This window comes from Brevibacillus sp. FSL L8-0520 (genome assembly GCF_037963895.1).
Taxonomy (GTDB): Bacteria; Bacillota; Bacilli; order Brevibacillales; family Brevibacillaceae; genus Brevibacillus; species Brevibacillus borstelensis.
The window spans coordinates 3,511,298-3,524,787 of record NZ_CP150171.1 but is presented as its reverse complement, the minus strand read 5'-3'; the positions used below and the strand labels follow the sequence as shown (position 1 = coordinate 3,524,787).

11 protein-coding genes and 1 riboswitch are annotated in these 13,490 nt (G+C 53.3%); of the genes, 6 read left to right on the top strand and 5 right to left on the bottom strand.

Annotation, left to right across the window (positions count from 1 at the left end; all coding sequences use genetic code 11):
* Window positions 1-46 precede the first annotated feature (46 nt).
* The 3 genes from NSQ24_RS17615 to NSQ24_RS17605 form a co-directional block, all read right to left on the bottom strand.
* On the bottom strand, window positions 47-244 hold the full coding sequence (locus NSQ24_RS17615) for a hypothetical protein (RefSeq protein WP_122958233.1): 198 nt from the start codon (window positions 242-244) through the stop codon (window positions 47-49).
* On the bottom strand, window positions 241-2,037 hold the full coding sequence (thiC, locus tag NSQ24_RS17610; protein ID WP_122958234.1) for a phosphomethylpyrimidine synthase ThiC: 1,797 nt from the start codon (window positions 2,035-2,037) through the stop codon (window positions 241-243). The genes NSQ24_RS17615 and thiC overlap by 4 nt, the downstream gene beginning before the upstream one ends.
* 154 nt (window positions 2,038-2,191) lie before the next feature.
* Window positions 2,192-2,303: riboswitch (TPP riboswitch) on the bottom strand.
* 1 nt (window position 2,304) lies between these two features.
* Window positions 2,305-2,892, bottom strand: coding sequence for a hypothetical protein (locus tag NSQ24_RS17605; protein WP_327956043.1), 588 nt, complete (start codon window positions 2,890-2,892; stop codon window positions 2,305-2,307).
* A 239-nt stretch (window positions 2,893-3,131) separates the two neighbouring features.
* Between NSQ24_RS17605 and NSQ24_RS17600 the strand changes: the two genes are divergently transcribed.
* From NSQ24_RS17600 to NSQ24_RS17590, 3 genes are all read left to right on the top strand, one after another.
* The gene (locus NSQ24_RS17600) at window positions 3,132-4,355 is read left to right on the top strand and encodes a SufS family cysteine desulfurase (protein ID WP_039070692.1); all 1,224 of its coding nucleotides are present in this window, start codon (window positions 3,132-3,134) and stop codon (window positions 4,353-4,355) included.
* Window positions 4,356-4,443: 88 nt separating this feature from the next.
* Window positions 4,444-5,256 carry a pyridoxine/pyridoxal/pyridoxamine kinase gene (gene pdxK / locus NSQ24_RS17595; RefSeq protein WP_003386387.1) on the top strand — a complete coding sequence of 271 codons (813 nt, stop codon included), beginning with the start codon at window positions 4,444-4,446 and terminating at the stop codon, window positions 5,254-5,256.
* A 148-nt stretch (window positions 5,257-5,404) separates the two neighbouring features.
* A complete protein-coding gene (locus NSQ24_RS17590) occupies window positions 5,405-5,653 on the top strand; it encodes a thioredoxin family protein (protein ID WP_003386385.1) in 249 nt (82 codons plus the stop codon).
* Window positions 5,654-5,816: 163 nt separating this feature from the next.
* On the opposite strand, the gene NSQ24_RS17585 is transcribed toward NSQ24_RS17590, so the two are convergent.
* Window positions 5,817-6,713, bottom strand: a complete 897-nt coding sequence (locus NSQ24_RS17585) for a LysR substrate-binding domain-containing protein (protein ID WP_243015033.1) — start codon at window positions 6,711-6,713, stop codon at window positions 5,817-5,819.
* Window positions 6,714-6,945: 232 nt separating this feature from the next.
* Entirely contained in the window at window positions 6,946-8,406 is a 1,461-nt protein-coding gene (locus NSQ24_RS17580) for an IS1182 family transposase (protein ID WP_327927883.1), read from the bottom strand.
* Window positions 8,407-8,881: 475 nt separating this feature from the next.
* On the opposite strand from NSQ24_RS17580, the gene gcvPA reads away from it, so the two are divergent.
* From gcvPA to NSQ24_RS17565, 3 genes are all read left to right on the top strand, one after another.
* Complete coding sequence (gene gcvPA / locus NSQ24_RS17575) at window positions 8,882-10,183, top strand: aminomethyl-transferring glycine dehydrogenase subunit GcvPA (protein WP_339168051.1); 1,302 nt, start codon at window positions 8,882-8,884, stop codon at window positions 10,181-10,183.
* Window positions 10,180-11,673 (top strand): aminomethyl-transferring glycine dehydrogenase subunit GcvPB, encoded by a 1,494-nt coding sequence (gcvPB, locus tag NSQ24_RS17570; RefSeq protein ID WP_003386377.1) that lies wholly within the window; start codon window positions 10,180-10,182, stop codon window positions 11,671-11,673. Before gcvPA ends, gcvPB begins: the two co-directional genes overlap by 4 nt.
* A 378-nt stretch (window positions 11,674-12,051) precedes the next feature.
* Window positions 12,052-13,488, top strand: coding sequence for an MFS transporter (locus NSQ24_RS17565; RefSeq protein ID WP_081924378.1), 1,437 nt, complete (start codon window positions 12,052-12,054; stop codon window positions 13,486-13,488).
* Window positions 13,489-13,490: the final 2 nt, after the last annotated feature.

The following is a 13,490-nucleotide window of genomic DNA, read 5'->3' as shown; positions in this document are numbered from 1 at the left end:
TTCGCCATCGGAAACAGTGCTGTAACCCAGCGCCGCAGTCGCTCCTTTAATAATAAAGACTTTCCGTCCACTGGCATTTTCGGCACATGCGGGAAAGCGGGGTCTCCAGAAAATCGTGATCACATGCTTTTTGGGCAGTCCCAAGCTGCGCGCGGAGTGCGGCTAAAGCCGACTCCAACCGCTTGATTTCAGCACGCAGCTGGCCGGGATCACGCAGTTTTCCTATATCGGCATCCCGCTTCATTTCCTGTCCGTCCCTTTGTACAGTTGTCCTCCCTGCTCGCGGAATTCCCTGGCTTTTTCCTGCAGCCCCTCGTCGATAGCCGCATGGACCGAAAGCTGGTTGTCTCGGGCGTAGGCGCGAATATCCTGGGTGATTTTCATGCTGCAAAATTTGGGGCCGCACATTGAGCAAAAATGGGCAGATTTTGCCCCTTCGGCAGGGAGAGTCTCGTCGTGATACTCGCGTGCCCGCTCAGGGTCAAGCGAGAGGTTGAACTGATCGTTCCAGCGGAATTCAAACCGCGCCTTGGAAAGCGCGTCGTCGCGAAGCTTGGCTCGCGGATGTCCTTTTGCCAGATCGGCGGCATGGGCGGCGATTTTGTAGGCGATCAGGCCGTTGCGCACGTCCTCCTTGTTTGGCAGGCCGAGATGTTCCTTCGGGGTGACGTAGCAGAGCATCGCGGTGCCAAACCAGCCGATCATCGCGGCGCCGATAGCGGACGTGATGTGATCGTAGCCGGGAGCGATATCGGTCGTGAGCGGGCCCAGCGTGTAGAATGGCGCTTCGTGGCAAAGCTCAAGCTGCTTATCCATATTCTCTTTGATCTGGTGCATCGGCACGTGTCCGGGACCTTCGATCATCACCTGCACATCATGCTTCCAGGCGATCTTGGTCAATTCCCCAAGCGTCTCCAATTCGGCGAACTGGGCTTCGTCGTTCGCATCGTCGATGGACCCCGGCCTCAGTCCGTCACCGAGCGAGACGGAAATGTCGTATGCCTTCAGGATTTCGCAAATCTCTTCAAAATGCGTGTACAGGAAGTTTTCCTGATGGTGGGCCAGGCACCAGGCCGCCATGATGGAGCCGCCGCGGGAGACGATTCCGGTCACCCGATTGGCGGTCAGCGGGATATAGCGGAGCAGCACCCCTGCGTGGATCGTAAAGTAATCCACTCCCTGCTCGGCCTGTTCGATCAACGTATCCCGGTAGATCTCCCAAGTCAGCTCCTCGGCTTTGCCATTTACTTTTTCCAGTGCCTGATAAATCGGGACAGTACCGATCGGCACGGGACTGTTGCGGATAATCCACTCCCGGGTCGTGTGAATGTGTTTTCCGGTGGAAAGGTCCATGATGGTGTCGGCTCCCCAGCGGGTGGCCCACATCATTTTTTCCACTTCTTCACCGATGGAGGAGGTGACCGCGGATGTGCCGATGTTTGCGTTTACCTTCACGTGAAAATGACGACCGATAATCATCGGCTCCAATTCCGGATGGTTGATGTTGGCCGGCAGGATCGCGCGGCCGCTGGCGATCTCGGCTCTGACGAATTCCGGCGAAACTCCTTCGCGGATGGCGACGAATTCCATTTCCGGCGTGATGATGCCGCGGCGGGCGTAGTGGAGCTGTGTGACGACGCTGCCTTTTTTGGCCCGAAGCGGCTTGCGGTCATTTCGGGGGAAAACAGGTACTGCTTCAAGCTGCTCGGCGCTTTTGAAGCCGTTATCGACAGGCTGCACCGGGCGTCCCGCGTAGGATTCCGTATCGTTTCTTTCCGCAATCCAGGGCTGCCGCAGGGAAGGCAGTCCTTTTTGAATGTCGGCAATGTAGTCGGTCGCCGTATACTCGCCGCTGGTGTCATAGACGCGAATGGGTGGGTTGGGAATTTCTCCGTACATGCCCTGGGATGGCGAAAGCTGGATTTCCCGCATCGGGACGCGAAGATCAGGCCTGCTGCCGACCTGGTACACTTTGCGGCTGCCAGGGAAAGGCTGTACAGCCGTCAGGTTGAGGGAAGATGCGTGTGGAATGGACATGAAAAAAACCTCCTTGTCATGGTTGCACGCGGCATGAACCCTGATGGAGGCGGAAGAAGACGCGTCTGCATGACAAAAACAAAACGCCGCAAAAAAACTTGCGACGCCAGACGCGAGAGCAGACAGGAAAGGGACGCAAGCATACGCAGTCCTCTCCGGTCTATATAAACATTCCTCCGCTGGCATTACCCAGTTCAGGTTCAACGGTCGACGACAGAGTAGCCGTCCTCTCAGCCTGGTCATCCCCAAGCTCCCGTGCATCATTGTTTAGAAATAGTTTGTTGTTTCCACCATAGCATAACTACTTTTTCCCAATTGTTCAAGAGGTTTTGTCGCAGCAGGAGGAAAGACATCGTGCAAAGCTTTGTCCAGCTTGTACCATTGGTCCATTCCCACCGAGGAGAGAATCGCGTCTCCATCCTCTTGCTTATAAGAGTCGAGATGAAACTTCGGCCCCATCGTAAACGGCTTGAGATAATGCTCTCCTTCCCGCGTTTCCACGTACATCATATACGCGTAGTCTGAAACCTTGTTGGCCGTTTCATATTCAAACTGCAAAATGAACAGCGAATCAGCCGTTCCCGTTAATTGCTCCACTTTTTCGCTGCCGGAGATCCAATCAACGACGGCAATCTGCTCGGTTTTATCCGAGTACAGGGAGAGAAGCTCCGGTTGCGCTTTGATGGAGTCTTCCCGGTAGTGATGTACCCATATGGCTTTCCCTTTTCCTGAATGAAAAAGCGATTCCAGCGCCGCTCCCGGGTGGGGCGCTTGTTGCTGTGAACACCCGCAGATGAGTGCAGATAGACAAAGGATGACGAAACGGAGCACGTGAGTTCTGGAATTCACTGCCATGATACTGCCTCCCTAACCCCGGAGTTAACCCCCGTTTTTGATGTGATGCCGCAGCGACATGCTTCCCAAAGTACGAACCCTCTCAATATAGTAAACGAAAAAGAAGAGGGAAACGTTTCAAGACAAATCCAACCATCTATAGGATAATCAAATGATTTTAATATAAATAATTGAATTGAACTATTGGTTTGCCGCGGCTATCCTTACGGGTAAATCCCGGAAAGGAAGTTGAGAGCGATATGAATCCGCATGAAGTGAAGCAATGCTTCCCGATTATGAATGTCCCGATCTACGGGAAGCGGCTTGTATATTTGGACAACGCAGCCACTGCCCAAAAACCGGTTCAGGTGATTGAGGCGCTGGAAGCATTTTATCGGATGGCAAACGCCAACGTTCACAGGGGAGTCCACTACCTGGGGGCAAAGGCGACAGACATGTACGAGGCGGCGAGAGAAAAGGTCCGTGCTTTCATCCGCGCAAGCGAAGCGGCCGAGATTGTTTTTACCCGGGGGACGACGAGCGCCTTGAATCTGATCGCCAGCGGATACGGCCGTTTGGTCCTTTGCGAAGGCGACGAGATCGTCATTTCATTGGCCGAGCATCACAGCAACCTGATCCCTTGGCAGCAGGCGGCAAAAGCGGCCGGGGCAACACTGAAATTCATTCCCTTGCAGGAAGATGGGACGATAACGCCGGAAGCTGTCCGTTCAGTGGTGACCCCACGGACTAAAATCGCAGCACTCCACCATATATCCAACGTCTTGGGAGATGTAGTACCGCTCAGAGAGATCGCCGGCATCGTCCATGCACACGGAGGAGTTTTGGTTGTCGACGGTGCGCAGGGAGCGCCTCATTCACCAGTCGATGTGGGGCAGATGGACTGCGACTTTTACGTTTTCTCCGGTCACAAAATGTGCGGTCCTACAGGAATTGGAGTTTTGTACGGGAAGCGTCCATTGCTGGAGCAATTGGTACCTGTTGAGTATGGAGGAGAGATGGTTGAGTCGGTCGATGCCGAATGGGCGTCGTGGAAAGAGCTTCCGTACCGGCTGGAAGCGGGAACCCCTTTGATTGCGGGAGCGATTGGGCTGGGGGCTGCGATTGATTTCCTCGCTCAAATCGGCATGGAGAAGATCGAACGGCATGACCGCAGGCTGGTTGGCTACGCACTGGAGCGGTTGCAGGAGCTCAAAGAATGCAAAGTGCTGGGGCCGCTGCGGCATCGGACGTCCATCCTGACGTTTCAACTGGGGGAGATCCATCCCCATGATCTGGCTACCGTGCTCGATGCAGAAGGGATCGCCATCCGTGCCGGTTACCACTGCGCACAGCCGCTGGCGAAATGGTTTGGACAAGCGGCGACGGCACGGGCCAGCTTCTATCTCTACAACACCGAAGAAGACGTAGATGCGCTGATCCTGGGATTAAAGAAGGCGCAGGACTTGTTTCGCCGAAATAAATAAGACGGAGTGCCTAAAAAGATTCAGTGTCACGGATTTGGAGAGGCAAGCACGATGCTTAAAAAAGCACCATGAAGGAGGAAGGGCAGACATGCAAGTGTATAAAACAGTGACCATAGCCGGATCGGATTCCAGCGGAGGAGCGGGTATTCAGGCCGATCTCAAAACCTTTCAGGAGCTGGGGGTTTACGGGATGTCGGCCTTGACGACGATTGTCGCGCAAGATGAAAGCTGGGGCCATCATGTTTTTCCGGTTGAACCGGACACGGTAGCAGCGCAGCTACGAACGGCACTGGAGGTGATCGGAGCGGATGCTTGCAAGACAGGCATGCTAGGCTCTATCCGGGTCATCGAGCTTGTGGCCCAAGCAATCGCCGCGAGCGGCATTCAAACGATCGTTATCGATCCCGTCATGATTTGCAAAGGCGTCGATGAAGAACTGCACCCGGAAGTAAATGAGTGCCTCCGCGAAGTGCTGGTTCCGCTGGCGACCGTCGTGACGCCCAATCTGATCGAGGCGGCCAAGCTGAGCGGCATGGCACCGCTGCAATCTGTGGAAGAGATGAAGGAAGCGGCCAGACGCATTCACCGGCTCGGTCCGTCTTATGTGCTGGTAAAAGGGGGAGGGCGGCTGCCGGGAGACAATGCGATTGACCTATTGTATGACGGCAGCAGCTTTGACATTTTCGAAGTGGAAAAGATCCGCACGACAAATACGCACGGGGCGGGCTGCTCCTACTCTGCCGCAATCACCGCGGAATTGGCAAAGGGAAGGTCAGTGCCAGAGGCAGTTGCGACCGCAAAAGCGTTTATTACCGAGGGCATCCGTCACTCGTTTTCCTTGCGCTCGTTTGTCGGACCGACCAATCACAGCGCCTATCGGCAATCAAAAGGCGGCAACTGACCAAGCGGGGCACCGTCTCTGCTTTCCATGTGTTCATTCGCTAAACCAATCCTTATCATATCGGATTTGGAATTGATGCTGCCTGCCAAAATCGCTACCTTATAGCTAAGGGCCCTTGTATTACATCAGGAGAGGAGGAGAGAAAAGGATGGCGAAAGCTGTGTTTTATCATGCTGGATGCAGTGTATGCGTCGATGCGGAACAGGCCATTTTGCCGTATCTCGACCGTACCAAAACCGATGTGGAAACCATTCATTTCGCCCAGCATCCGGACAAGCTGGACGAGGCGGAAAAACTGGGAGTGAAATCTGTGCCTGCACTCGTATTGAACGGTACGGTGTACCATATCAACTTCGGGGCGAGCATGGCGGATGTCCGAAAGGCTGTTGGCAAGTAAGAAGGCGATATCGTAGGCAGCAGCACCCATTTGTTCATGGCTCTTTACTCACCTCGTTGATAGAACCTCTTGGAGGCGTATGCTCGCGCATTACGCCTCTTTTTTTATGAAAGTGTAAAGCCGCTGCAAACCTGTCTATCGTTTAAGGGTGGGGCGATTGCGGTTACTCCATCCTTTTGGCAGTCCCGATCAGGTTTTCGAGGAAAACCCGCGTGGCGGCGCACATATATTTGTCCGCCCGGTAAATGATGCCGATCTGGCGGGTGATCGGACTGGCGAACGGGACGGCGGCAATTTTTCCATTCTGGATAAAGTCGACGTATGGTTTGGGCAGGACAGTGACGCCGATCCCGCTTGCGACCATATTGACGATCGATTCCATCGTAGTCATCTCAAAGGAAGGCTTGACGGAAAAGCCGGCAGTTTCGCAATGCTGATCAATGAGCTGTCTGAGATAGTAATTTTGCGGAAGAAGGACAGAAGGCGTCTCTTTTAACACCTCGAGCGGAGCGGAACGTTTCTCTGCCAGTGCATGGCCGGACGGAACCACGAGGCACAGCTCCTCCTGCACCAGCGGCAGCGTCTCGAACTCCTCGTCCTCGACGGGCAAAAAGACAATGCCCATATCTAGCTGGTTGTCCAGCAGAGCGGAGCGGATGTCTCCCGTGCGCAGTCCAAGTACGGACAGCTCGATATGGGGATACTGCCGATGAAACGCGAGGATGGCTGGCGGCAGCAGGTAATTGACGACCGTCAGGAGTGCGCCGATGGTCAGCTTGCCGCGCTGCAAGCCCTGCAGTTCCGAGATGGCGGCCCGCGCCTGGGACAGTTCATGGAAGACGCGCTGAGCATGTCCGCGCAGGATGCGGCCCGCTTCCGTCAAGGCGGTTTTCTTGCCGATCCGGTCAAACAGCGGGACGCCGATCTCCGCTTCCAGAGCGCGGATTTGCTGGCTTAAAGAGGGCTGAGAAATCCCGACCTTTTCTGATGCTTTGGTGAAATGCAGTTCCTGTGCCACGGCCAAAAAATACTCCAATTGCTTTAATTCCATCGTTCTCACCGCTTTCTATTCATAGGTAAATCCAATTGAAATAATAGTAATGATTGAATTGATCAATGTATATAGAAGCTTATAATGAAGGTGACCATGTGTCCAGTGCAAAATCGTAAACAAAAAAAAGAAACGGGTAGGGAGAGGCCTGCAAAATACCTCTTTTGAGGTTTGCGGATCGGGTAACCCACACTATTTTTTACAAAAAAGGACTTTAACGAAAAATGCAGCCCATTCTCCTTTAAGAGGCGGGCTGCATTTTTTCTGCCAATTTTATCATCCGTTTTACATTTACGACGAAAGTCGTAAGTATTGCCTGTATTCGCATACGAAAGAGACCACGGTACTTGGCCTTGGTCATCCCATGATACCTTTTTAATTCAGCATTTTTGTGCTCAATAATCGATCTGCGACGAATACGTTCTTTGAACGTATCGCTGTTTTCAAACTCGATTTGCGCCTTGTAGGTTTCCGCCACGATCCGGATGGAGTAGGTCTTGCTCTTCGCTCCTGGTTTGAAACAGCCTTCCCTAAGTGGGCATGTCTTACATTTCTCCGTATCGAAGTAGAAAACGAGAGAACGACTTTTGCCACTCTTGCTTCCTTGGACAGCCTTTCGGATACTATGTTGTCCTGCCGGACAAATAACAAAGTCTGCATCCTTGTTGTACTCAAAACCTTCTTGCCTTAGCCCTCCGTTATGTACGATTGGGTTTAGTGGGACGACGGGTTGAATCTTCTTGGCTTTCATCTCGTCCAAGTTATCTTTACCCGAATATGCGGTGTCAGCAATCACTTCTTGTACTTCTATTCCTACGTCAAGCGATTGGTTCAAAAGTTGTTTGAATTGTTTTCCGTCATCCGTACTTCCTCCGGTGACCTCCACAGCCGTAATGATTTCTTCTTCGGTCATGGCAATATGCTCTTTGTAGCCAAAAAAGGATTTCGTATTACTCTTCCATCCAAAGCGTGCATCTGGATCAATGGCCGACATAATACCTTTATTGGCGAGGAGACGTTCGTCTTCCACGATGGCCTTGGCGATCTTGACCTTCTCCGAGATGGAACCCTCATGATCGGGTAACAAAGTCTCGACAGTCTCTCCAAGTTCCGCCAAGTAGTGAAGCATGATCTTCTCAGCATCCTCTTGATCTTTCTTCAACTCCGGTAACCGTGGGAGTTTCTTTTCGAGTTTTGGATGCTTTTTCACCACAACACGGAATAAGCGCTTCGCCGCATCCCGCAGTACTTCAAGCGGCTTTTGTTTTTGTGAAGCTGCCAGTGTATGGGTGGAATCCATGATGATCGTCTTTGACTTCACAAGTCCTTTTTCGATGCACTGACGTACAACTGATTTAAGCACCTCATCCACGGCTCCGGCCCCTAACCGATGATTACGAAAGCGGGATAATTGAGAGGGGTCAGGAAGGGGATCTTCTGGATTTAAACCTAAAAACCACTTATAAGCGAGGTTTACCTGCGTTTCCTGAATGATGCGTTCATCCGAAAGATTGTAGAGAACTTGTAAAAACAATAGACGAAACAGGAGTTCGGGTTCGTTAGCAGGTCTTCCGTAATGCTCACAATAAGAGGAACGAACCAACTCATGAATGAATGTGAAATCTACGATTTCATTGATTTTACGTAAAGGGTGATCCGCGGGAATTAGTTTATATAATTCGGCATGGAAGGATGCCGTGATTTGTTTAGAGGGCTGTAGCAATGGTTCCAACTCTTTCGTTTTCTTTTCATTGTACAACAAACCCAGTGTCGAAGGGGCATTGGGTTTCAGCCTGTTGAAAACCTACTGTTTCGGAGGAGAAGCATGTTTCCAGGCGGAGCGACTGGCGGAGTCCAGCCAAGCGGAACAGCGAGCCCGGGGAAACAGAAGCGCAATCTATGAGTAAACCCCGGAGCTGCGCGCCGTTTTGCGCTTCCCCCGGGATCGCTGTGGAGCGGACAGTTTCACATCCTTGCAGGACGTAGACCGGAGCGCAGATCGGAAACATGCTTCTCCCCACTACAGCTACATTCTCGATACTTAAAACCCCAGTACCTAAGGGCACTAGGGTTACGGTTTACAGATATTAGGTGGACTTTTGCAGGACTCTCGTAGGGGAGGTCTTTTTTTGAAGCCGTTCGGGTATTTGCCCCATACAGAGACAGAGCGTAAAGAAATGCTGGCGTTTTTGGGTTTGCAGCAGACAGAAGGACTGTTTGACCAAATTCCTGCCGAGATCAGGCTGAAGGAGCCGATCCAGATCCCGCAGGCTTGGTCGGAGCTGGAGCTGACCAGACAGTTTGGACGGATGGCCGCCAGAAACAAAAATACCGAAGAATATGTCTCGTTTTTGGGAGCCGGCGCTTATGAGCACGCGATTCCGGCAGTGGTTGAAGCCATCGTCGGCCGCTCGGAATTTTACACGGCATATACGCCTTACCAGCCGGAAATCTCGCAGGGCATCCTGCAGGCGATTTTTGAGTACCAGACGATGATTTGCGAATTGACCGGAATGGAAGTATCCAATGCTTCTCTATACGACGGTCCGACAGCGATGGCAGAAGCGGGGATGATGGCTTGTGCGGCGACCAAGCGAACCAAATTGCTCGTCTCCAGGGCGGTTCATCCGGAATACCGGGAAGTCCTGAAAACATACGCTTACGGCCAACGGCTGGAGATCGTGGAAATTGGCATGGGGGATGGGCTGACAGATTTGGACGAGCTGGGAGACCGGATGGGTGATGACATCGCCGGATGTATCGTCCAGTATCCGAATTTTTTCGGCTGCGTGGAACCGCTGGAAGAGCTGGCTGCTCTCACGCGTCATTGCGGGGCGCTGTTTATCGCGGTCGTCAATCCGATTGCGATGGGAATTTTGGAGCCGCCGGGTTCCTTTGGAGCAGACATCGTCGTGGCGGGGGGACAGCCGCTTGGAAATTCGCTGTCATTTGGCGGGCCTTATCTCGGCATTTTGGCGACCACCCGGGCGCTTGTTCGGCGGATGCCGGGCCGGATCATCGGGCAGACCACGGACCTCGACGGCAGACGCGCTTTCGTCCTTACCCTGCAGGCCAGAGAGCAGCATATCCGCCGGGAAAAGGCGACCTCCAACGTCTGCTCCAACCAGGCGCTCAATGCTTTGGCAGCGACCGTCTACCTCAGCTATATGGGCAAGCAGGGGCTCTGCGAAGTAGCGAGACAGTGCATGCTGAAAACGCAGTACGCGATTGAGCGTCTCACCTCCATCAAAGGAGTGGAGCGATTGTTTTCGACAGCCGTTTTTCACGAATGTGCGTTCAAGCTGCCGGCATCTCCTGCGGCAGTGAACAAAAAGCTTCTTGAGCACGGAATCATCGGCGGATACGAGCTGGCGAAAGACTACCCCAGATACGAAAACAGCGTTCTGCTTGCCTTTACGGAGGCGAGGACGAAACAGGAGATCGATACATTAGCCGAGCGATTGGAGGCTGTGCTATGAGACAGGAAAAAGATCAGCCGCTTATTTTTGAATGGTCCCGGCCAGGCCGGAGCGCCTATAGCTTGCCAAAGCTCGATGTGCCGGAGCTGCCTGTGGAGGACATTCTGCCTTTGCCCTACATCAGAGCGAAGCGGGCCGAGCTGCCGGAAGTGAGCGAACTGGATGTCGTCCGGCATTATACGGCTCTGTCCCGCCGAAACCACGGAGTTGACAATGGTTTTATCCCGCTTGGCTCCTGCACGATGAAGTACAACCCGAAGCGAAATGAAAAAGTGTCCAAGCTGAGCGGATTTGCGTCCATTCATCCGTACCAGCCGGAGGAGACCGTGCAAGGGGCGCTGGAGCTGATGTACCATTTGCAAAAGGAGTTGGAGGCCATCACGGGGATGGACCAGGTCTCGCTGCAGCCGGCTTCGGGAGCTCAGGGAGAATGGGCAGGCCTGCTGATGATCCGGGCCTATCATGAGTCGCGCGGGGAAAAGCGGACCAAGGTGCTGATACCGGACGTATCCCACGGTACAAATCCTGCCTCGGCTGCCGTCGCCGGGTTTGAGAGTGTCACGATTGCCTCCAACGAGTACGGCGAGGTCGATCTCGAATCGCTCCGGCAAGCGGTAGGGCCGGATACCGCCGCCCTGATGCTGACCAATCCGTCTACACTCGGTCTGTTCGACCGAAACATTCTGGAGATTGCCCGCATCGTCCATGAGGCAGGGGGACTGCTTTACTACGACGGAGCCAATTCCAACGCCATCCTCGGCTATGCCCGTCCGGGAGACATGGGATTCGACGTGGTGCACCTGAACCTGCACAAAACCTTTACCACCCCCCATGGCGGCGGAGGGCCGGGGGCGGGACCCGTCGGCGTCAAAAAGGAACTGATTCCGTTTCTGCCCGTACCGATCGTAGAGCGGGACCAGGACCGCTACCGGTTGAATGCAGACAAGCCGCAGTCGATCGGAAAGGTCAAGGGGTTCTACGGAAATTTCGGCATTCTGGTCAGGGCTTATGCGTATATGCGCACGATGGGACCGGATGGACTGAAGCTGGTGACCGAAAACGCGGTACTAAACGCCAACTATATGATGAGAAAACTGCAGCCGCACATCGAGCTGCCCTACGACAGGACGTGCATGCACGAATTTGTCCTGTCAGCAAGGCAGCTCAGGAAAAAAGGGGTGCGGACGCTGGACATCGCCAAGCGGCTGCTCGATTTCGGCTATCACCCGCCGACAATCTACTTTCCGCTGAACATCGAAGAAGCGATGATGATCGAGCCGACCGAGACCGAAAGCAAGGAGACGCTGGACCAGTTTATCCAGACGCTCATCCGGATATGCGAGGAGATTGAGAGCAGCCCGGAGACTGTACAGGAAGCGCCGCACACAACTGTGGTGAACAGGCTGGATGAGGCGAAGGCAGCCCGCAATCCGATCCTCCGCTATCGGAGAGAGGAAGAAAATGGACGGGAGGGTTCGGTTTTGCGGTAAAAGGCGACGAGGCTGCAAGCCAAAGGCGTGATGGAATCGAGGAAACAGAAACATAGCGTTATGGCAGAAGAAAGAACCATAACGTCATGCTCGGAGAAGAAGCAACAGACGTGCTCGGAAAGGCAAGCGATATGCTAGGAAAAGCAAACAGTGCGAAGGCAATTAAGCTTCGCACTGTTTCTTCCTTATGTGATTGAGGAAGGTCGAAAGAAAACACATTGACAACAGATAGTATAGTGTCTAAACTAATGAATAGAAAAATTTGGCATATCCCTGGCGACAACAAACAATATGGATGAGGAGAGAATGGTCCTGGAATATTTTTTTGCATAATTTGTTTAGTATCTATACTGTATGGTAGGTCGGTGAAACGGCGAAATGAAAACGGAAATAATCAAGAAAAAAGAAGGCTCAAGCCGAAACCTTTTTTACATGCTTATGGCCATTTGTCTCGGAGCATTCGTGTCACATTTCACAGCAGGCATCGTCAACGTGTCGCTCCCTCGTTTGACGGAAACCTTCCATGCGGGAATTGGCACTGTTCAGTGGATCACGACCGGGTATTTGCTGGCTGTCGCTTCGCTTTTGCCCGTGATGGGAAAGCTTGGCGACCGCTATGGCCAACGCCGCATTCATAATCTCGGCTATGTTTGCTTTACGATAAGCTCGGTTTTGATCGCCTTTTCGCCGAATGTGGCCATCCTGCTGCTGCTGAGAGTGTTGCAAGCGGCCGGAGCTTCGATGTTCCAGGCGACAAATATCGCGTTGATCACTATGTATATGCCAAAGGAGCGGAGAGGCCGCTCGCTCGGAATTGTCAGTACGGCTGTAGCGCTTGGAGGGATGAGCGGTCCCATTGCGGGAGGCATGATCGCTCAATGGCTGAGCTGGCAGTGGTTGTTCCTGATTCACGTTCCCATTATCCTCTTTGCGACTTGGCTTGCCTTTCGCAGCATTCCGAACCAGGAACCGGAGAGAAAGCCGGGCACTTTTGACGGCATGGGGGCGGTTCTCTTTACCGCCGTCATCGGCATCGTCATCTTGGGCGTAACCCAGGGCCAGGTGTGGGGCTGGGGATCGCTGGGGCTTGTTTCGTTATTTGTCGCAGCTCTTGCCGCGCTGGTACTTCTGCTCTGGTGGGAGAAAAGGCAGGCTCACCCGTTTTTGCCCTTGCCGGTATTCAAAAACGCCGCGGTGACATCCGGCCTGTTCATCACGGGAAGCTCTTTTTTGCTCGCCAACACGATTTTGGTCGTCTTGCCGTTTTACTTGACCGGGTTGATTGGAATCGTTCCTCTTGAAGTGGGGTACGTCATGGCCGCCTATCCGCTCATACTTGCGGCTGCAGGGCCGTTTGCGGGGGCACTCTCGGATCGGTACGGCTCCCGGCTGTTCCAGTTTCTCGGCTTATGCGGCATGGGCGGAGGTTCTTTGATCCTGACGCTGTGGCTGGAGCAGCTTTCCATGCTGGAGATTGTCCTGACGCTTGCGTTGACAGGCTTTGGCATGGGGCTGGTAACGTCCCCGAACAACAGCTTCATTATGAAAAATGTCGCTTCCCACTACGTGGGTACGATTGGCGGAATGGTTGCCCTGATGCGAAATGTCGGGATGGTTTTCGGTGCGGCACTGGGCCTCGGGTTCATGAATGGAGTGTCCTTCGATGAAAAAGCACAGGCGATGGGTGCATTTACAAGCGTGTTCGGAATCAACGTCGCTATTTTTGTTTTGAGCATTGCGGTATTTGGATACGGCTTATTTTTGGACCGGAAAACCAAGGGAAGCCAAAAGCAAGAGACAAACCATTCTGTTTGACC